Below are 20,266 nucleotides of genomic sequence, written 5' to 3'. Positions count from 1 at the left end.
CCGGGCGACCTGCGTAAGGAAGTGGATATGTCGTTACTTGAACAACTGGATAAAAACATTGCCGCCAATGGCGGGTTGATTGTCTCCTGCCAGCCGGTTCCTGGCAGCCCGCTCGATAAACCGGACATCGTGGCTGCGATGGCGCTGGCGGCGGAGCAGGCTGGCGCCGTCGCGCTACGCATTGAAGGCGTGGACAATTTGCGGGCGGCCCGTGCGCTGGTCTCCGTACCGATTATCGGTATTCTCAAGCGTGACCTTGACGACTCCCCGGTACGCATCACGCCATTCCTTGAGGATGTGGATGCGCTGGCACAGGCCGGGGCGGATATTATTGCGGTTGACGGTACTGACCGTGTACGTCCGGCGACCGTCGATGCGCTGCTGGCGCGTATTCATCAGCACCAGTTGCTGGCGATGACCGACTGCTCGTCACTGGAGGATGGATTAGCCTGTCAGCGACGTGGCGCGGAAATTATCGGCACGACGCTGTCGGGATACACCACGCCGGACACGCCGGACGAACCTGACCTCGCGCTGGTCAAAGTCCTGCATGATGCCGGATGCCGGGTGATTGCCGAGGGGCGTTACAACACGCCGGCACAGGCCGCTGAAGCCATGCGTCACGGCGCGTGGGCGGTGACGGTGGGATCTGCCATTACTCGGCTGGAACATATTTGTCAGTGGTACAACACGGCATTGAAAAAGGCGACGTCATGAGCACGCTGGCGATCGATATTGGCGGCACCAAGCTGGCTGCCGCGCGGGTGGATGATGATTTACGCATCCGCGAACGACGTGAATTGCCGACCCCCGCCAGCAAAACGCCGGATGCGCTGCGAGAGGCGCTAAAAGTGCTGGTTGAACCGCTGCAAACGACCGCGCAGCGGGTGGCGATAGCCTCTACCGGCATTATCAGAGAAGGCGCGCTACTGGCGATAAATCCGCATAACCTGGGCGGTCTGCTGCATTTTCCGTTGGTGCAGACGTTAGAAGATCTTACCGGTCTGCCGACGCTGGCGGTGAATGATGCGCAGGCGGCGGCATGGGCGGAATACCATGCCCTTGCGTCTGATGTCCGCGATATGGTGTTTATTACCGTGTCGACCGGCGTTGGCGGCGGCGTGGTGAGCGACGGCAGATTGCTCACCGGGATGAGCGGTCTGGCCGGGCATCTGGGGCATACTCTGGCCGATCCGCAGGGGCCGGTTTGCGGTTGCGGCCGACGCGGCTGTGTGGAGGCTATCGCCTCAGGACGCGGCATCGCGGCAGCGGCGCAGGGTTCCCTGGCCGGGTGCGACGCCAGAACTGTCTTTGCACATGCGGCGGCCGGGAACGAACAGGCTGTGCGTCTGGTTCAGCACTCCGCGCAGGTTGTCGCGCGGTTAATTGCCGATGTTAAAGCGACAACGGATTGCCAGCAGGTGGTTATTGGCGGCAGCGTAGGGTTAGCTGAGGGATATCTGGCGCAGGTACGCCACTTTCTGGCGCAGGAGCCGGCGGTTTATCAGGTGGCGTTGAGCGCAGCGCATTACCGACATGACGCGGGGCTACTGGGCGCTGCGTTGTTAGCTCAGGGAGATAAATGATGTTGATGGGAGAAATTCAGTCGTTACCGTCTGCCGGGCTGCATCCGGTATTGCTGGATGCGTTAACCCTGGCGCTGGCGGCAAGGCCGCAGGAGAAAACGCCCGGGCGCTACGAATTGCAGGGCGACGATGTGTTTATGAATGTGATGCAGTTTGCCACGCAGTCGCCGCAGGAGAAAAAAGCGGAGCTGCATGTGCAGTACATCGACATTCAGCTGTTATTGACGGGTGAGGAGCGCATTCTGTTCGGCGTAGTCGGGTCAGCGTGCGAATGCGAGGAGCTGCATGGTGAAGAGGATTACCAGCTTTGCCGCCGTATCCATGAACAGCAGTCCATTACGCTGACACCGGGGATGTTCTCCGTGTTTATGCCGGGGGAACCCCATAAGCCCGGGTGTATGGTTGGCGAGCCAGGGGAGATTAAGAAAGCTGTGGTGAAGGTGCGCGCCAGCTTATTAGAGGCATGAAAATACCGGATGGTTTATAGCCATCCGGTATAACGTTTTATATCTCCCGATAGTGCATAATCCCGTCAGTCGAGTTGTTGAAAATTCAGCTCGTGACGCAGTGCTTTTCCTGATGTGCAAAGTAAATTGGTTATTCAGTTGATTCAACTTGCTGTGCAGTTAGTGCTATTTGTGAACGAATGAGCTCATCTGCCAGTAGTTTTTCGTCAGGCAACTGCACTTTGTACTCGCTCGCCATGATGGTATTCGGCAGGCCGTTCAGCGCGTAATGCGCTTCCCCCGCGCCTTTTCCTGCGCACAAAACCAACCCGACGGGCGGGTTTTCTCCCGGCATTGTCCAGTGCTCTTTGGCATAGTTCAGGTACATATTCATCTGCCCGGCATCCGCATAACTGAATTTGCCGACCTTCAGGTCAACGAGCAACAGGCAGCGCAAGCGGCGATGGAAGAACAACAGATCGACGCGGAACCAGCTATCGTCTATGCGTAATCGGCGCTGGCGGCCGACAAAAGCAAAATCGTCACCAAGCTCCAGCATAAAGTCCATCAGGTGACTGAGCAGCGCTTCTTCGAGATCCGACTCGGAATACTCGTCCCTCAGGTTAAGAAATTCCAGAATGAATGGGTCGCGTATGGCTCGCTCCGGCAAGACTGTTGGCTCGGCGGGCGCAGGCTGCTGCAACATGGCGGATTTGTCATGGGACAGTAGCGTCCGTTCGTAGAACTGGGTGGAGATTTGCCGATCGAGTTGCCGCACAGACCAGCCGTTACGTAGCGTCTCTTTCTCGTAAAAAGTGCGGGCATCGGGATTTTTTACCGATAGTAAACGCACGTAAGCTGACCAGGGAAGCGGAAAAACTTTAGCGAGGTAAATGAGATTTGAAGATTCACCAGACAGTGTCTGCTGAATTTCAATATCTTGAAAATAAAGATAAAACATGCGCATTTGTCGTAGGTTTGCGGTGGAGAACCCACGCTTATAGCGCTGGCTTAAATCTGCGGATAACCGCTCAATGAGTTGAATACCATAAGCCGCTCGTGCTTCGCCGCCTTGTTCAAACTCGACAATTCTCCTGCCGATTTCCCAGTAGGTTGCCGTCATCAAAGCATTAATACTGCGGACGGCCTCGGTATGGGCATTGTCCACTAATCGAATAATACCGTCATGGATTTGCTGATAATCGTCAGCGTGTTGAAGTGGTGTTGGTACAGTCATGTCATCCCTGGCGCGATAGTTGCGAAATGAAAAATATATCGCTACCAATACGCTTCAGGCATATCCCGGTCAATCCAGGAGAGGTGTATTACATTGAGTTACAGCCGTATTTGCGAGCGGCTTTCGAAGAACGAATTCGCATATATTTAGCAGAGAAATATTGGCTCCCCATCCATTAGCGTCAGGCTGTGGCAGGGGAGCCAGCAGTATTACACTTCCAGGTAGTTCAGGATACCGTCTGCCGCTTTACGGCCTTCGGCAATTGCCGTGACCACCAGATCCGAGCCGCGCACGATGTCGCCACCGGCGAAGATTTTCGGGTTGCTGGTCTGGAAGGCGTTTTCATTGCCTTCCGGCGCGATAATCCGCCCCTGGGAGTCCAGCTCCACGCTGTGTTTCGCCAGCCACGCCATGTTGTGCGGGCGGAAACCAAACGCCATTACCACCGCATCAGCCGGGATCACATGCTCGGAACCGGCGACGATTTCCGCACGACGACGACCTTTCGCGTCCGGCGCGCCCATTTCGGTACGCACCATCTTCACGCCGCTTACTTTACCGTTGGCATTCACTTCTACACCCAGCGGCTGCACGTTGAACTGGAATTCGACCCCTTCTTCGCGCGCGTTTTTTACTTCGCGTCTGGAGCCAGGCATGTTCTCTTCGTCACGACGATAGGCGCAGGTGACGTGCGTTGCGCCCTGGCGAACCGAGGTACGCACGCAGTCCATCGCGGTGTCGCCGCCGCCCAGTACCACGACGCGTTTGCCTTCCATACTGACGAACGGTTCGTCAGTGGTTTCGCCAAAGCCCATGATCTGTTTGGTGTTGGCAATCAGGAATGGCAGGGCATCGAACACGCCGTCGGCATCTTCGTTTTCCAGCCCGCCGCGCATTGATTGATAGGTGCCAACGCCGAGGAACACCGCATCGTACTCTGCCAGCAAGTTGTCCAGCTGCACGTCGCGACCCACTTCGGTATTCAGTTTGAACTCAATGCCCATGCCGGTGAAGATCTCACGACGGCGGGTCATCACCTCTTTTTCCAGCTTGAAAGCCGGGATGCCGAACGTCAGCAGACCGCCGATTTCCGGGTGACGGTCAAAGACCACCGCCTTCACGCCGTTACGGGTGAGTACGTCGGCACAGGCCAGCCCAGCCGGACCCGCGCCGATAATCGCCACGCGTTTGTCGGTCTGACGCACGCCAGTCATGTCCGGGCGCCAGCCCATTTCGAACGCTTTATCGTTGATATAACGCTCGATGTTGCCGATAGTCACTGCGCCGAACTCGTCGTTGAGCGTACAGGAGCCCTCGCACAAACGATCCTGCGGGCAGACGCGGCCGCACACTTCCGGCAGCGTGTTGGTCTGGTGAGACAACTCCGCCGCTTCGAAAATACGTCCTTCGTTCGCCAGCTTCAGCCAGTTCGGGATGTAGTTATGTACCGGACACTTCCACTCGCAGTACGGGTTGCCGCAGGAGAGGCAGCGATCCGCCTGCGCTTTGGCCTGGCCTTCGGAAAACGGTTCGTAAATTTCAACAAACTCGATTTTGCGGATCTTCAGCGCCTTCTTCGGCGGATCAACACGTTGCAGGTCGATAAATTGGTATACGTTCTGACTCATTGCTCTACCCCTTACTGCGCCTGCACACGCAGCTCAGCTGCGCTACGACTACGGTGACCCAACAGTGCTTTCACATCACTGGACTTCGGCTTAACCAGCGCGAATTTGGTTGAGAATACTGACCAGTTAGCCAGGATCTCTTCACCGCGCTGGGAACCTGTATGCTGCACATGCTCGGTAATCAGACCGCGCAGATGTTCTTCGTGGATGGCCAGGTCATCGACGTTCAGCACTTCCACCAGCTCCGGGTTCACGCGTTTGCGGAACTCGCCGTCTTCATCCAGCACGTAGGCGAAGCCGCCCGTCATGCCAGCACCGAAGTTAACGCCCGTTTTGCCCAGTACGCAGACAATACCGCCCGTCATGTATTCACAGCCGTTGTCGCCAATGCCTTCTACCACGGTGATGGCCCCGGAGTTACGTACTGCGAAACGTTCGCCCGCGCGGCCCGCCGCATACAGACGACCGCCGGTCGCGCCGTACAGACAGGTATTGCCGATGATGCTGGCCTCATGACTGCGAAACGCTGAACCCACCGGAGGACGCACCGCCAGCAGACCGCCCGCCATGCCTTTACCGACGTAGTCGTTGGCATCGCCCGTCAAATACAGCTCCACGCCGCCCGCGTTCCAGACGCCGAAGCTCTGACCTGCGGTGCCGCTGAAGTGCGCCTTGATCGGGTCAGAGGCCAGCCCCTGATCGCCATGCGTCTGAGCGATATAGCCAGAGAGCGACGCGCCCACGGAGCGGTCGGTGTTGCGAATGTCGAACCAGAAGGTTTTGCTCTGGCGCTCATCGACAAACGGCTTCGCCTGTTGCAGCAGTTGCGCGTTCAGCACGCCGTTATCAAACGGCGGGTTATGCTCGGTGCAGTACAGCGCTTTACCCGGATGAGGCTCAGCGGTTTCCAGCAGTCGGGACAGTTCCAGCTTCTGCTGCTTAGCGGTAAACCCTTCCAGCTCTTTCAGCAGGTCGGTACGGCCAATCAGATCCACCAGACGCTTCACGCCAAGCTGCGCCATCAGCTCGCGGGTTTCGCGGGCGATAAACTCAAAGTAGTTGGTCACTTTGAACGGCAGGCCGTGGTAGTGGTTCTTACGCAGTTTGTCATCCTGAGTCGCCACGCCCGTCGCGCAGTTGTTCAGGTGGCAAATACGCAGGTATTTACAGCCCAGCGCCACCATCGGGCCGGTGCCGAAGCCAAAGCTCTCCGCGCCGAGAATCGCCGCTTTGATGATGTCGAGGCCGGTTTTCAGGCCGCCGTCCACCTGCAAACGGATCTTGTGACGCAGACCGTTAGCCACCAGCGCCTGCTGGGTTTCCACCAGGCCCAGCTCCCACGGACAGCCCGCATATTTCACGGAGGAGAGCGGGCTGGCGCCGGTGCCGCCGTCATATCCGGCGATAGTGATCAGGTCTGCATAGGCTTTCGCCACGCCGGTAGCGATGGTGCCGACGCCCGGTTCAGAAACCAGCTTCACGGAGATCATCGCTTTCGGGTTGACCTGTTTCAGGTCGAAAATCAGCTGCGCCAGATCCTCGATAGAGTAGATATCGTGGTGCGGCGGCGGAGAAATCAGCGTCACGCCCGGTACGGAATAGCGCAGTTTGGCGATGTACGGGGTCACTTTATCGCCCGGCAACTGGCCGCCTTCGCCCGGCTTCGCGCCCTGAGCGACTTTAATCTGAATGACGTCAGCATTAACCAGATACGCTGGCGTTACGCCGAAGCGGCCGGAAGCGACCTGTTTGATGCGCGACACTTTGTTGGTGCCGTAGCGCGCCGGGTCTTCGCCGCCTTCGCCGGAGTTGGAGTTACCGCCGATGCTGTTCATCGCTTCCGCCAGCGCTTCGTGCGCTTCCGGGCTCAGCGCGCCGATGGACATCGCGGCGGTATCGAAGCGTTTAAACAGCTCGTTTGCCGGTTCAACATCGTTGATGCTGATGGCGTTATCGCCAGGATTGAGCGCCAGCAGATCGCGCAGCGTTGCCGCCGGACGTTCGTTAACAAGCGCGGCATATGCCTGGTAATCGCGGTACTCGCCGCTCTGCACCGCCTGTTGCAGGGTGCGCACCACATCCGGGTTATAGGCGTGGTATTCGCCGCCGTGCACGTATTTCAGCAGGCCGCCCTGATCCAGCGGTTTACGCGCCAGCCAGGCACGTTTCGAGAGGTTCAGCAGATCCTGCTGGAAGTCGGCAAAACCGGCGCCGCCAATGCGGCTGACTACACCCTGGAAGCAGTGGCTCACCACGTCGTCATGCAGACCGACCGCTTCAAACAGTTTGGAGCAGCGGTATGAGGCGATGGTCGAAATGCCCATTTTGGACATGATCTTGTACAGACCTTTATTGATGCCGTTACGGTAGTTCAGCATCACGGTACGGTAGTCTTTGGCGATGGCCTGGGTGTCGATCAGACGGCCCAGCGTTTCATAGGCGAGATACGGATAGATCGCCGTGGCGCCAAAGCCCAGCAGTACGGCAAAGTGGTGCGGGTCGCGCGCGCTTGCGGTTTCTACGATGATGTTGGCATCGCAGCGCAGGCTCTTATCCACCAGACGAGTCTGTACCGCCCCGACAGCCATCGGCGCCGGAACCGGCAAACGGTTTTTGGCGATGTTACGGTCAGAGAGCACCAGCAAGACGGTGCCGTTACGCACCATCTGTTCAGCCTTATCGCACAGCGCTTTCACCGTTTCTTCGAGCGAGGTTTCCGTCACATCGAAGGTGATATCCAGCGTATCGGCGCGGTAATGCTCCTCTTTCATGGTGGTGAGCTGTTTGAAATCGGAGTACAGCAGAATTGGCGATTTAAAGCTCAGACGGTGTGCCTGTCCTTCCGCTTCGCAAAAGACGTTCATCTCGCGGCCAATGCTGGTGGCCAGCGACATGACGTGCGCTTCACGCAGCGGGTCGATTGGCGGGTTGGTCACCTGCGCAAACTGCTGGCGGAAGTAGTCGTAAATAATGCGCGGCTGGCTGGAAAGCACGGCGAAGGGGGTGTCATCACCCATTGAACCGACCGCTTCCTGGCCGTTTTCGCCCAGTACGCGGATGACGGAATCCAGCTCTTCGGCGCTGTAGTTAAACTGTTTCTGATAGCTGGCGAGCATGTCGTCGTCCAGCTCGCGGTTTCCGACCTGATCGTCGGCCAGATCTTCAAACGGCACCAGGCGGCGGACGTTCTTCTCCATCCACTCTTTATACGGATGGCGGCTTTTCAGATCGTCATCGGTTTCCGCAGAGTGCAGGATGCGCCCGCCACGGGTGTCGATCACCATCAGTTCACCGGGGCCGACGCGGCCCTTTTCCACGACTTCGTCAGGCTGGTAGTCCCAGATCCCCACCTCAGAGGCGCAGGTGATCAGTTTATCTTTGGTGATGACGTAGCGCGCCGGACGCAGACCGTTACGGTCGAGGTTACAGGCAGCGAAACGACCGTCGGACATCACGATGCCCGCCGGGCCATCCCACGGCTCCATGTGCATGGAGTTAAAGTCAAAGAAGGCGCGCAGGTCCGGGTCCATATCCGGGTTGTTCTGCCATGCGGGCGGCACCAGCAGGCGCATGGCGCGCACGATGTCCATCCCGCCTGCCAGCAGCAGTTCCAGCATGTTATCCAGCGAGCTGGAGTCGGAACCGGTCTCGTTGACGAACGGCGCGGCGGATTGTAAATCCGGGATCAGCGGCGTCTGGAATTTATAAGTACGGGCGCGCGCCCACTGACGGTTGCCGGTAATGGTGTTGATTTCGCCGTTGTGCGCCAGGTAGCGGAACGGCTGCGCCAGCGGCCAGCGCGGCACGGTATTGGTGGAGAAGCGCTGGTGGAACAGGCAAATGGCCGATTCCAGACGCAAATCCGCCAGGTCCAGGTAGAAGCGCGGCAGATCCGCCGGCATACACAGACCTTTATAGATGTTCACCAGGTTCGACAGGCTACAAACGTAGAAGTCTTTATCGTCCTGAAGGCGTTTCTCAATGCGGCGGCGGGCGATAAACAGGCGGCGTTCCATATCCCGGGGACGCCAGCCCGCAGGGGCGTTAACAAAAATTTGCTCAATACGTGGCAGGGAGGAGAGGGCGATTTCACCGAGGACACCTTCGTTGGTCGGCACATCGCGCCAGCCCACAATCGACAGGGTTTCCCGCTGTAATTCTTCTTCGACGATACGACGTGATGCTGCCGCCAGCTCAGGGTCCTTATTCAGGAAGAGCATGCCGACAGCGTAGTTTTTGGCTAAACGCCAGCCGCGCTCTTCTGCAACGATGCGAAAAAAGCGATCGGGTTTTTGCAGCAGCAAACCGCAACCGTCGCCGGTTTTACCGTCAGCGAGGATCGCGCCACGGTGCTGCATACGGGCCAGTGCGTGTATGGCGGTACGCACTACCTTGTGGCTAGGTTCGCCTTCTATGTGGGCGATCAGGCCGAAACCACAGTTATCCCTCTCAAGGGATTTATCGTACAACATATCAGTGAACCTCCCCAGGCTCTGCGGGACTCCCATCCGATACCGATTGCGCACGGGCACAGAAAGAGCGTGGCGACGGGGGTTGCGTATCATACGCTTACCTCGCATTCGCCCTCTTTTATCCTTTTCGCATCGGTAAATACGTTTAAGAGGGAATCTCAATTACTGCATAAATATGATGAGCAGGCTGCTCATCCAGAAAGCTTCCAGCGGATTTCCAACTTATCGGGAATCCACACACAGGTCAAATGGCAATCTTATTTATGCAAAAATGTGCTATAGGTCGATTAACTTTATGAATGTATTGAAAATAATGACTTTTTTACATTGATTTGATGCGGCATAAGCGCGGGGGAGAGTGTGATCTGTCTCACTATCATAACGGCCTGTTAACCCTTATCTCACCTTGATTATCCGTAATGCTTAGCATTTTATGCTGGTTTAAGCGGCGCAGGCATTTCATGATACTGTTTTTTAGCCAGTGTCATCAGAAGATAAAAAAAGTGTGCAGTTATAAGGAAAAGTAATTAGCTATGGAGTGAATGAAATTGCGGTAATTTTGCTTGATTATGCAATAAATAAAAGCCTGCCGGAGCGATTGATCCAGGTCATCGCCGACAAAGGCTAAAAATGGCAGGCTTTGGCCTCTTTTCAAGGCGCGGTCTATCAGATTATGCAGTTACAGAAATTAGTCAATATGTTTGGTGGGGATCTTTCTCGTCGTTATGGGCAAAAAGTTCATAAACTGACGTTGCACGGCGGATTTAGCTGTCCAAACCGCGATGGCACCATCGGACGTGGCGGGTGTACTTTCTGTAATGTCGCCTCTTTCGCCGATGAGGCGCAGCAGTATCGCTCTATTGCCGAACAACTGGCGCATCAGGCGCATCTGGTCAATCGCGCCAAACGCTATCTGGCCTATTTCCAGGCGTACACCAGTACCTTTGCCGAAGTGCAGGTGCTGCGTTCTATGTATCAGCAGGCGGTAAGCCAGGCCAGCATTGTCGGGCTGTGCGTCGGTACGCGCCCCGACTGTGTACCGGATGCGGTGCTCGATCTGCTCTGCGAATATAAAGACCAGGGCTATGAAGTGTGGCTGGAACTGGGATTGCAAACCGCGCATGACAAAACGCTGCGCCGTATTAATCGCGGCCATGATTTTGCCTGTTATCAGCGAACCACCCAACTGGCGCGCGAGCGCGGGCTGAAAGTGTGCTCGCATCTGATTGTGGGTTTACCCGGCGAAGGGCAGACGGAATGCCTGCAAACGCTGGAGCGCGTGGTGGAAACGGGCGTGGATGGCATTAAGCTGCACCCGCTGCATATTGTAAAAGGCAGCATTATGGCGAAAGCCTGGGAAGCGGGGCGCCTGAACGGCATTGCGCTGGAGGCGTATACGCTGACGGCGGGGGAGATGATCCGCCATACGCCGCCGGAGGTTATTTATCATCGCATTTCCGCCAGCGCCCGTCGTCCGACGTTGCTCGCCCCGCTGTGGTGTGAGAATCGCTGGACGGGCATGGTGGAGCTGGACCGCTATCTTAACGAACATGGTGCGCAAGGCTCCGCGCTTGGCACTCCGTGGATTCAGCCGGGGAGCTAACCATCCGTAGGCGTGTAGGCCTGATAAGCGAAGCGCCATCAGGCAGCCTGGCGCACATTGCCGGATGGCGGCTATGCCTTATCCGGCCTACCGCCTACCCGGTCATTTCACCGATAACCTCCGCATTTATTGCACAATTTTCAACGTACTGCTCAGAATTGAGTATTATTGTGCGAAGTTGTCGTGAAGGAATCCCCTATGAAGCAAATCCGTATGCTGGCGCAATACTATGTCGACCTGATGATGAAGCTGGGTCTGGTGCGCTTTTCGATGCTGTTGGCATTAGCGCTGGTGGTGCTGGCGATAGTGGTGCAGATGGCGGTCACCATGGTGTTGCATGGTCAGGTCGAAAGTATTGATGTCATCCGCTCCATCTTTTTTGGCCTGTTAATCACGCCCTGGGCCGTCTATTTCTTGTCGGTGGTGGTGGAGCAACTGGAGGAGTCCAGGCAGCGCCTGTCACGGCTGGTACAAAAGCTGGAAGAGATGCGCGAGCGCGATCTCAAACTCACGGTACAACTGAAAGACAATATTGCTCAGCTTAATCAGGAAATTGCCGATCGCGAAAAAGCGGAGGCTGAGCGCCAGTCGACCTTCGAACAGCTAAAAGTGGAAATCAAGGAGCGTGAAGAGACGCAGATTCAGCTTGAACAGCAATCCTCTTTCTTACGCTCTTTCCTCGATGCGTCGCCGGATTTGGTTTTTTATCGCAATGAGGATAAAGAGTTTTCCGGCTGTAACCGCGCGATGGAACTGCTGACCGGCAAGAGTGAAAAACAGCTCGTCCATTTAAAACCGGCTGACGTCTATTCTCCCGAAGCGGCGGAAAAAGTGATTGAGACCGACGAAAAAGTCTTCCGCCATAACGTCTCGCTGACCTATGAACAGTGGCTCGATTACCCGGACGGGCGCAAAGCGTGCTTTGAAATTCGCAAGGTGCCCTATTACGACCGCGTTGGTAAACGTCATGGCCTGATGGGCTTTGGGCGCGATATTACGGAACGTAAGCGTTATCAGGATGCGCTTGAACGCGCCAGCCGCGACAAGACCACGTTTATCTCTACGATCAGCCACGAGCTGCGTACGCCGCTGAATGGCATTGTCGGCTTAAGCCGCATTCTGCTGGACACCGACCTTACCAGCGAGCAGGAAAAATACCTGAAAACCATCCATGTCTCTGCGGTCACGTTGGGGAATATTTTCAACGATATCATTGATATGGATAAGATGGAGCGGCGTAAAGTCCAGCTGGATAACCAGCCGGTAGATTTCACCAGTTTCATGGCGGATCTGGAGAATCTCTCCGGCCTGCAAGCGCAGCAAAAAGGGCTACGCTTTGTGCTCGATCCGACGTTGCCGCTGCCGCATAAGGTGATCACCGACGGCACGCGTTTGCGCCAAATTCTGTGGAACCTGATCAGCAACGCCGTGAAGTTTACCCAGCAAGGGCAGGTGATGGTGCGCGTACGCTATGACGAAGGCGATGTGCTGCATTTTGACGTGGAAGATTCCGGCATCGGTATTCCGCAGGATGAGCAGGATAAAATCTTCGCCATGTATTATCAGGTGAAAGACAGTCATGGCGGTAAACCCGCGACGGGGACCGGGATTGGCCTGGCGGTATCGCGCCGTCTGGCAAAAAATATGGGCGGCGACATCACCGTTTCCAGCCAGCCGGGTAAAGGTTCCGTCTTTACGTTAACCGTACATGCGCCAGCCGTGGCGGAAGAGGTCGAGGACACGCTGGAAGAGAATGACATGCCGCTGCCTGCGCTGCATGTGCTGCTGGTCGAGGACATTGAGCTGAACGTCATTGTGGCGCGTTCAGTGCTGGAAAAATTGGGCAACAGCGTTGACGTGGCGATGACCGGGAAAGCCGCGCTGGAAATGTTCACCCCGGGTGAATACGATCTGCTGCTGCTGGATATTCAACTGCCGGATATGACGGGTCTGGATATCTCCAGAGAACTTACCCGCCGCTATGCGCGGGAAGAATTACCGCCGCTGGTCGCACTCACTGCTAACGTCCTGAAAGACAAGAAAGAGTATCTGGACGCGGGAATGGACGATGTGTTGAGCAAGCCGCTGTCGGTTCCGGCGTTAACCGCCATGATTAAAAAATACTGGGATACCCGTAACGAAGAGGAGAGCACTGTGACATCTGAAGAGAGCAGTAAATCGCAAGCGTTGTTAGATATCCCGATGTTAGAGCAGTATATCGAACTGGTCGGCCCGAAATTAATTACGGATGGGCTGGCGGTGTTCGAAAAAATGATGCCGGGTTACTTAAGCATTCTGGAGTCCAACCTGACGGCGCGAGATACCAAAGGCGTTGTTGAAGAAGGGCACAAAATTAAAGGCGCGGCGGGCTCTGTTGGGTTGCGTCATCTACAGCAGTTAGGCCAGCAAATTCAGTCGCCGGATCTTCCTGCCTGGGAAGATAACGTGGGGGAATGGGTTGAAGAGATGAAGCAGGAGTGGCTGCACGACGTCGCGGTGCTGAAAGCCTGGGTGGCAAACGCGGAAAAAAAATGACCCCGGATTGACCGGGGTGCGCGAATACTGCGCCAACACCAGGGAAATCGTGGCTGCGCCGTAAGTTATGATTGTTTTTTACACAGGCGCAACTCTGCTTTTCAGGCCGCACGCAGTTAAGATAGCAAATCTTAAATGTTTTGTTACATGAATCAGTTAAATGTGTGAAGCGCAGCATTTTAATCAGAATTATTAATACGCTTCAGTAAGTTGCGAAAAGGATCATCACGATGAAAAAAATTGGCGTAGTGCTCAGTGGATGTGGCGTATACGACGGCGCCGAGATTCATGAAGCCGTTCTGACCCTTCTGGCGATTGCCCGCAGCGGCGCGCAGGCCATCTGCTTTGCGCCGGATAAACAGCAGGCTGATGTGATTAATCACCTGACGGGCGAAGCGATGGCGGAGACGCGAAATGTCCTGATCGAAGCCGCGCGCATTACGCGAGGGGAAATTCGTCCACTTGCTCAGGCGGTCTCCAGCGATCTGGACGCGCTGATTGTTCCGGGTGGATTTGGCGCGGCGAAAAACCTGAGTAATTTTGCCAGCCAGGGCAGCGAGTGCCGGGTAGATAGCGACCTGGCCGCGCTGGCAATCGCCATGCACCAGTCGGGTAAGCCGTTAGGGTTTATGTGCATTGCCCCGGCAATGCTGCCCAGGATTTTTGGTTTCCCGCTTCGTCTGACGATTGGCACCGATATCGATACGGCGGAAGTGCTGGAAGATATGGGGGCCGAGCATGTGCCATGTCCGGTTGACGATATTGTGGTGGATGAAGATAACAAAATTGTCACCACGCCTGCTTACATGCTGGCGCAGGATATTGCACAGGCGGCGACCGGCATTGAAAAACTGGTGTCTCGCGTACTGGTTCTGGCTGAATGAGTAAAGGGCGTTTCACTCCGCTGGCGTCCCTGCGCCGTTTGCTCCTGCGCATCCTTGTGGTGCTGGCGGTTTTTTGGGGCGGCGGCATCGCGCTGTTCAGCGTCGTTCCGGTGCCTTTTTCCGCAGTGATGGTGGAACGGCAGATTAGCGCGTGGCTGCAAGGTGATTTCGGCTATGTTGCGCATTCCGACTGGGCTGGCATGGATGAGATCTCGCCGTGGATGGGGCTGGCGGTGATTGCGGCGGAAGATCAGAAATTCCCGGAGCACTGGGGATTTGATGTTTCGGCCATTGAGAAGGCGCTGGCGCACAATGAGCGCAATGAAAACCGAATTCGTGGGGCGTCCACGCTTTCTCAGCAAACGGCGAAGAATCTCTTTTTATGGGATGGCCGCAGTTGGGTGCGTAAAGGGCTGGAGGCCGGGCTCACCGTCGGGCTGGAAACCGTCTGGAGTAAAAAACGCATTCTGACCGTCTACCTGAATATTGCGGAGTTTGGCGATGGCGTGTTTGGCGTGGAAGCGGCGTCGCAGCGCTATTTTAATAAACCTGCCAGCCGGTTAAGTATGTCAGAAGCCGCGCTATTAGCGGCGGTGCTGCCAAACCCTTTACGCTTTAAAGCGAACGCGCCTTCAGGCTACGTGCGTAGCCGTCAGGCGTGGATTTTGCGTCAAATGCGCCAGTTGGGCGGCGAATCGTTTATGACGCGTAACCATCTGTATTAAGATTGCGCTGACGCGCGGCCTCAAGAGAGGGGAGCGGCAGCGCGCTTTTGTCTTCTTCCTGGCGGTTCATCTTCAGCGCCGCCACCAGACCCGGTTGGGCGATCAACCGTTCCCACTGTCTTTCCTGTTTGCGATGGCAAAACCAGGCTGACCAGCTTGCCAGCGGGATCAGCGTACTCTCGCCGATGTTGTCGCAGATCACCGGGATCGCTTCGGATTCGCTAATGCGGTGACACAGAATATTTTGCGGCTTCAGGGTCATGGTGACGATGCGGTTATCGTAGATATAACGCTTGAGCGTTTTCAGCAACTGGCGCAGGACGGCGGCATCTTCGTCATTGCGGCACTGCGCTACAAATTCAGTCAGCGTGACGGACGGTTTGCCATCGAAATCGGTTATCACATCGTAGACGTAGCCCGTACCACAATCGGTCTCTACCGTACCGTGATAGCGCGGAATGCCGCTCCAGTCTTGTAGGTAACGTGACAGATGCGCGTAATATTTCAGCTCGCGGCGGATCTCTTTCTTGCCGCTGCGGTCGGCATTGTAAATGATCTTAATGCAGCGTTGGGCATCGCCCGGATGCGCATAACATTTACGATGGCGTCCGGTGCCCAGGGGATTTTGTTCAGATAAAAGTATCATGAGATCTCCTGGTAATGTTGCTAATAGAACCAGTATGAACGCTCAACTTAAATAGAACGTAAACAACCCCTCTTAAGGTTTTCTTAAGGTTTAATCAGGACGGAAAAGCGCACGGAATGTACAATATCGACGCAGGCAGAAAGACGAGGGAATAAAAAAACGCCGGGTGGCGTTTTCTGGGGGAGAGGAAGAGACGAAAGCGAAATGGCCTAATCTTCGTCGAATCCTGAATTGAACAGCGCGATCACCGCCGCCAGCGCTTCGACCTCCTGCGGGCCGGTGGCTTCAATTTCTATCTGGCGACCTTTAGCAGAGTCCAGCATCAGCAGGGCGATGACGCTATTGGCTTCGGCTTCGGTGCCTTCATCATTGCGTAACAGCACTTCGGCCTCAAAACCCTGCATTAATTCAAACAGTTTCATGGCAGGCCGGGCATGCATACCCAGCTTGTTCGTGACTTCTACAGTCTGCTTCACGGTCATGTTTTGCGTTTTTCCAGCGTTCTATGGCGTGACTGCACGTTCTTACCGCGTGAGCGGAAGTAGTCTGCCAGCTGTTCTGCAATATACACCGAACGGTGTTTCCCGCCGGTACAGCCGATGGCTACGGTGAGATAGCTACGGTTGTTTGTCTCCAGCATGGGTAACCATAACTCAAGATAGCTGCGAGTCTGGTAGATAAAATTGTGTACTTCTGTGTGCCTGTCGAGGAATGCCGCAACCGGTTTATCGAGGCCGGTCATTGGACGCAGTTTCGGGTCCCAGTGCGGGTTAGGCAGGAAGCGCACGTCAAAAACATAATCGGCATCAATTGGAATACCGTGCTTGAAGCCGAAGGACTCGAACACCATTGTCAGCTCGCGCTCGCGTTTGCCCAGCAGACGGGTACGCAGCATTTCCGCCAGTTCATGCACGGACATTTCAGAGGTATCGACAATCAGATCGGCGCGGGAACGCAGCGGTTCCAGCAGATCGCTTTCCTGGTCGATGGCGCTCTCCAGGGAGAGATTTTTGCTGGAAAGCGGATGCAGACGGCGCGTATCGCTGTAACGGCGAATCAGCGTGTTGCGATCGGCATCAAGGAACAGAAGCTGTGGTGAAAACGCATCGGGCAGGTTGTTCATCGCCTGCTCGAAAATTTCAGGGGACTCAGGCATGTTACGCACGTCAATGCTGACGGCCGCAGAAATCTGGCGATCGGCCAGCGTACGAGCCAGATCGGGCAACAGCACCACGGGGAGGTTGTCCACGCAGTAAAAACCCATATCTTCCAGCGCACGCAGGGCGACAGATTTCCCTGACCCTGAACGACCGCTGACGATCATCAGTACCATGTACCGTTTCTCCTCACAACAGATGCCATTGGGTGGTTATGCCTCATCCTTTCCACCTTCGGTGTCAGTGATGATTTGATACAGCTCTTCGTCACTCTGCGCGGCGCGCAGACGGCGGCAGATGGTTTTATCCGCCAGACGTTTAGCGACCAGCGACAGTGTATGCAGATGCGTTTTGGTCTGATCTGCGGGCACCAGCAGGGCGAAAAGCAGATCGACCGGTTGATTATCAATGGCATCGAAAGCGATAGGCGTTTCGAGTTGGACGAACACGCCGACGGCGCGCAGCGTATCTTCTTCCAGCTTGCCGTGCGGGATGGCGATACCATTGCCAATGCCGGTACTGCCCATTTTCTCACGCGTCAGGATTGCTTCAAATACCACCTGCGGAGGCAGGCTGAGCTGTTTTGCCGCCAGTTCACTGATAATCTCCAGCGCACGTTTTTTGCTCTGGCAGTGAACGCCGCTGCGCGTACATTCCTGGTTAAGTACGCTGCTCAGTTGTAGAGTCGTATCGTTATTTGTCATAATTTCACCTAAGAACCTGTTCCATCAGAATGATTCCTGATGAGGCAGATTCGGAGCGCTAACTGTACAAATGGCCTGTTGTGCGTCACAACAGGCCGTCCTGCACTCGCTAACTGCCCGGACAATTAGTGTTGTTTCAGTTTATCTTTGTGTTTCGTTAGCTGCCTTGCCAGTTTATCGATCAAACCGTCAATGGCGGCATACATATCCTGACCTTCCGCGCTGGCGTGAATTTCGCCACCGTTTACATGCAGTGTCGCATCCGAGATGTGTGTTACCTTCTCCACTTTCAAAACAACGTAGACCTGATTAATCCTGTCAAAATACTGCTCAAGTTTGGCGAATTTGGTTGAGACAAAGTCGCGCAGGGCTTCAGTAATTTCGACGTTATTTCCAGTGATGTTGAGCTGCATAGTGTCTTCCTTATCGGTTGGTTCAAACCAGCTGTTTGCGCTGATTGGACGGCGGAATGGATAAAGACTCTCGGTACTTCGCAACGGTGCGGCGCGCCACCATGATACCCTGATCCGACAACATAGAGGTTAACTTGCTGTCGCTCAGCGGTTTCGCGGGGTTTTCCGCAGCAATTAATTTCTTCACCAGCGCACGTATCGCCGTGGAAGAGGCTTCGCCTCCGCCTTCGGTATTCACATGGCTGGAAAAGAAATACTTCAGTTCAAAAATGCCGCGTGGACTGTGCAGATACTTCTGCGTGGTCACACGGGAAATCGTCGATTCGTGCATCTCGACGGCCTGGGCGATGTCCGCCAGCACCATCGGTTTCATAAACTCTTCACCTTGCTCGAAGAAGGCCTGCTGCTGCTCAACAATACAGCGGCTCACGCGTAACAGGGTGTCGTTGCGGCTTTCCAGACTTTTGATCAGCCACTTCGCATCCTGAAGGTTGCTGCGAATGAACTGGCTGTCGGCATCATTACGCGCGCCGTTGCACAGGGCGGCATAATGTTGATTGATCTGTAGACGGGGAATGCTGTCGCCGTTCAGCTCCACCATCCAGTAACCGTTGTGCTTACGCACCAGTACATCCGGGATTACATATTCAGGTTCGCCGGTCTGGATAGACTGACCCGGTCTGGGATCGAGCGACTGGATAAGATTGACTGCCTCTTTCAGCACCTCTTCTTTCAGCCGCGTAACGCGCATCAGGGTGCGGAAGTCATGATTGGCCAGCAGATCGAGGTGATCGCTGATGATCAACCGGGCGTCTTCCAGCCAGGGCGTGGATTTATCGAACTGTGAGAGCTGGATCAGCAGGCAGTCACGGAGATCTTTCGCCGCCACGCCGATGGGATCGAAGCGCTGAACGCGTTTGAGTACCGCTTCTATTTCATCGAGGCCGATCTCTTCATCGCCGATGCTTTCGAGAATGTCATCCAGCGAAATGGTGAGATAGCCGGTATCATCAACGGCATCGACAATTGAGGTGGCAATCGCGCGATCGGTATCCGAGAACGGAGTCAGCCCGACTTGCCACATCAGGTAGTCCTGGAGGGACTGCGTGGTTTCGCCCTGGTACACCGGCAGCTCGTCGTCGATGTAGTCGCCGCTGGTGCCGGACGGCGTACCTGCGGTGTAAATCTCATCCCAGCTGGCGTCAAGCGGCAGCTCTTCGGGCATCTCTTTCTGTTCGAGCGCGTCTGCGGTATCCAGGGCTTCGTTGTCCTGGGTTTCGCGCGTGTCGATTTCATCGTGAAGATCGGTTTGCTCAAGCAGCGGATTACTCTCCAGCGCTTGCTGAAGTTCCTGCTGAAGTTCCAGCGTAGACAACTGCAACAGACGGATGGCCTGTTGTAGCTGGGGCGTCATCGCCAGTTGTTGGCTGAGCCTGAGTTGCAAACCTTGCTTCATGTTCAGAGTCGTTTTCTCCCGCTGTGACGTCGCAGTCTTCTACCCTATCAGAGTCTGAAGTCTTCCCCAAGGTATACGCGCTTAACGTGCTCGTCTTGCAGGATTTCTGTCGGTGTGCCGTGTGCGATCAGATGCCCCTGGCTGACAATATACGCGCGTTCACACACCGCCAGCGTCTCACGAACGTTGTGGTCGGTAATCAGAACGCCGAGGCCGCTGTCGCGCAGGTGCTCGATAATGCGTTTGATGTCGATGACGGAAATCGGGTCAACGCCTGCAAACGGTTCATCCAGCAGGATAAATTTCGGATTTGCGGCCAGCGCGCGGGCAATCTCCACACGGCGGCGCTCACCGCCGGACAACGCTTGTCCGAGGCTGTCGCGCAGATGCTCGATGTGGAACTCTTCCATCAGTTCATTGGCGCGGTCTTCACGCTGTTCGGTCGTGAGATCGTCACGAATTTGCAGCACCGCCATCAGGTTATCAAACACGCTCAGACGGCGGAAAATGGAGGCTTCCTGCGGTAAATAGCCAATACCGCGACGCGCGCGGGCATGCAGCGGCAGCAGGCTGATGTCTTCATCGTCAATAATAATGTTGCCAGCGTCGCGTGGCACAATGCCCACCACCATGTAGAAGGTGGTGGTTTTGCCTGCGCCGTTCGGCCCGAGCAGACCGACGATCTCCCCGGAATTCACGGTCAGGCTGACATCTTCCACCACGCGACGGCCTTTATAGGCTTTCGCAAGATTCTTTGCAGTTAATGTTGCCATA

Annotated in this window: 17 protein-coding genes; 7 read left to right on the top strand and 10 right to left on the bottom strand. The window is 55.6% G+C overall.

Features of this window, described 5'->3' with window-relative positions; genetic code table 11:
• Positions 1-27: 27 nt before the first annotated feature.
• From OGW17_RS20130 to nanQ, 3 genes are read left to right on the top strand one after another with little or no spacing between them, the layout of a single operon-like run.
• Entirely contained in the window at positions 28-717 is a 690-nt protein-coding gene (locus OGW17_RS20130; protein WP_071257720.1) for an N-acetylmannosamine-6-phosphate 2-epimerase, read from the top strand.
• Entirely contained in the window at positions 714-1,586 is an 873-nt protein-coding gene (gene nanK / locus OGW17_RS20125) for an N-acetylmannosamine kinase (protein ID WP_071257723.1), read from the top strand. Before OGW17_RS20130 ends, nanK begins: the two co-directional genes overlap by 4 nt.
• Positions 1,586-2,053 (top strand): N-acetylneuraminate anomerase, encoded by a 468-nt coding sequence (gene nanQ, locus OGW17_RS20120; RefSeq protein WP_071257985.1) that lies wholly within the window; start codon positions 1,586-1,588, stop codon positions 2,051-2,053. Before nanK ends, nanQ begins: the two co-directional genes overlap by 1 nt.
• Positions 2,054-2,183: 130 nt before the next feature.
• Here the strand turns inward: nanQ and OGW17_RS20115 are convergent, their stop codons facing one another.
• The 3 genes from OGW17_RS20115 to gltB all read right to left on the bottom strand — a co-directional run bounded on the left by OGW17_RS20115 (position 2,184) and on the right by gltB (position 9,369).
• A complete protein-coding gene (locus OGW17_RS20115) occupies positions 2,184-3,269 on the bottom strand; it encodes a PDDEXK nuclease domain-containing protein (RefSeq protein WP_071257726.1) in 1,086 nt (361 codons plus the stop codon).
• Between the two features lie 209 nt (positions 3,270-3,478).
• A complete protein-coding gene (gene gltD / locus OGW17_RS20110; RefSeq protein WP_071257730.1) occupies positions 3,479-4,897 on the bottom strand; it encodes a glutamate synthase subunit GltD in 1,419 nt (472 codons plus the stop codon).
• An 11-nt stretch (positions 4,898-4,908) separates the two neighbouring features.
• Positions 4,909-9,369, bottom strand: coding sequence for a glutamate synthase large subunit (gene gltB / locus OGW17_RS20105; protein WP_049012046.1), 4,461 nt, complete (start codon positions 9,367-9,369; stop codon positions 4,909-4,911).
• Between the two features lie 673 nt (positions 9,370-10,042).
• On the opposite strand from gltB, the gene mnmL reads away from it, so the two are divergent.
• The 4 genes from mnmL to mtgA all read left to right on the top strand — a co-directional run bounded on the left by mnmL (position 10,043) and on the right by mtgA (position 15,116).
• On the top strand, positions 10,043-10,972 hold the full coding sequence (gene mnmL / locus OGW17_RS20100) for a tRNA modification radical SAM protein MnmL/YtqA (protein WP_058669125.1): 930 nt from the start codon (positions 10,043-10,045) through the stop codon (positions 10,970-10,972).
• Positions 10,973-11,170: 198 nt separating this feature from the next.
• Complete coding sequence (gene arcB / locus OGW17_RS20095) at positions 11,171-13,507, top strand: aerobic respiration two-component sensor histidine kinase ArcB (protein WP_071257734.1); 2,337 nt, start codon at positions 11,171-11,173, stop codon at positions 13,505-13,507.
• 230 nt (positions 13,508-13,737) lie between these two features.
• Positions 13,738-14,391 (top strand): isoprenoid biosynthesis glyoxalase ElbB, encoded by a 654-nt coding sequence (gene elbB / locus OGW17_RS20090; RefSeq protein ID WP_012135342.1) that lies wholly within the window; start codon positions 13,738-13,740, stop codon positions 14,389-14,391.
• Positions 14,388-15,116: a monofunctional biosynthetic peptidoglycan transglycosylase gene (gene mtgA / locus OGW17_RS20085; protein ID WP_071257737.1), complete on the top strand. Its 729-nt coding sequence runs from the start codon at positions 14,388-14,390 to the stop codon at positions 15,114-15,116. The genes elbB and mtgA overlap by 4 nt, the downstream gene beginning before the upstream one ends.
• Here the strand turns inward: mtgA and yrbL are convergent.
• From yrbL to lptB, 7 genes are all read right to left on the bottom strand, one after another.
• Positions 15,091-15,762, bottom strand: coding sequence for a PhoP regulatory network protein YrbL (gene yrbL / locus OGW17_RS20080; protein ID WP_012135340.1), 672 nt, complete (start codon positions 15,760-15,762; stop codon positions 15,091-15,093). The two genes, mtgA and yrbL, sit on opposite strands and share 26 nt — an antisense overlap.
• Positions 15,763-15,971: 209 nt before the next feature.
• Complete coding sequence (gene npr / locus OGW17_RS20075; RefSeq protein WP_012135339.1) at positions 15,972-16,244, bottom strand: PTS phosphocarrier protein NPr; 273 nt, start codon at positions 16,242-16,244, stop codon at positions 15,972-15,974.
• Complete coding sequence (gene rapZ / locus OGW17_RS20070; RefSeq protein WP_012135338.1) at positions 16,241-17,095, bottom strand: RNase adapter RapZ; 855 nt, start codon at positions 17,093-17,095, stop codon at positions 16,241-16,243. Before rapZ ends, npr begins: the two co-directional genes overlap by 4 nt.
• 36 nt (positions 17,096-17,131) lie before the next feature.
• Positions 17,132-17,623: a PTS IIA-like nitrogen regulatory protein PtsN gene (ptsN, locus tag OGW17_RS20065; RefSeq protein WP_012135337.1), complete on the bottom strand. Its 492-nt coding sequence runs from the start codon at positions 17,621-17,623 to the stop codon at positions 17,132-17,134.
• 125 nt (positions 17,624-17,748) lie between these two features.
• On the bottom strand, positions 17,749-18,036 hold the full coding sequence (gene hpf / locus OGW17_RS20060) for a ribosome hibernation promoting factor (RefSeq protein ID WP_012135336.1): 288 nt from the start codon (positions 18,034-18,036) through the stop codon (positions 17,749-17,751).
• A gap of 22 nt (positions 18,037-18,058) precedes the next feature.
• Entirely contained in the window at positions 18,059-19,492 is a 1,434-nt protein-coding gene (gene rpoN / locus OGW17_RS20055; RefSeq protein WP_012135335.1) for an RNA polymerase factor sigma-54, read from the bottom strand.
• A 47-nt stretch (positions 19,493-19,539) separates the two neighbouring features.
• A complete protein-coding gene (gene lptB / locus OGW17_RS20050; RefSeq protein WP_012135334.1) occupies positions 19,540-20,265 on the bottom strand; it encodes an LPS export ABC transporter ATP-binding protein in 726 nt (241 codons plus the stop codon).
• Between the last annotated feature and the right edge of the window lies 1 nt (position 20,266).

Source organism: Citrobacter sp. CK181 (assembly GCF_030333595.1).
Taxonomy (GTDB): Bacteria; Pseudomonadota; Gammaproteobacteria; order Enterobacterales; family Enterobacteriaceae; genus Citrobacter_B; species Citrobacter_B koseri.
The sequence above is the reverse complement of the archived record's forward strand: the minus strand, read 5'-3'. Positions and strand labels throughout refer to the sequence as shown.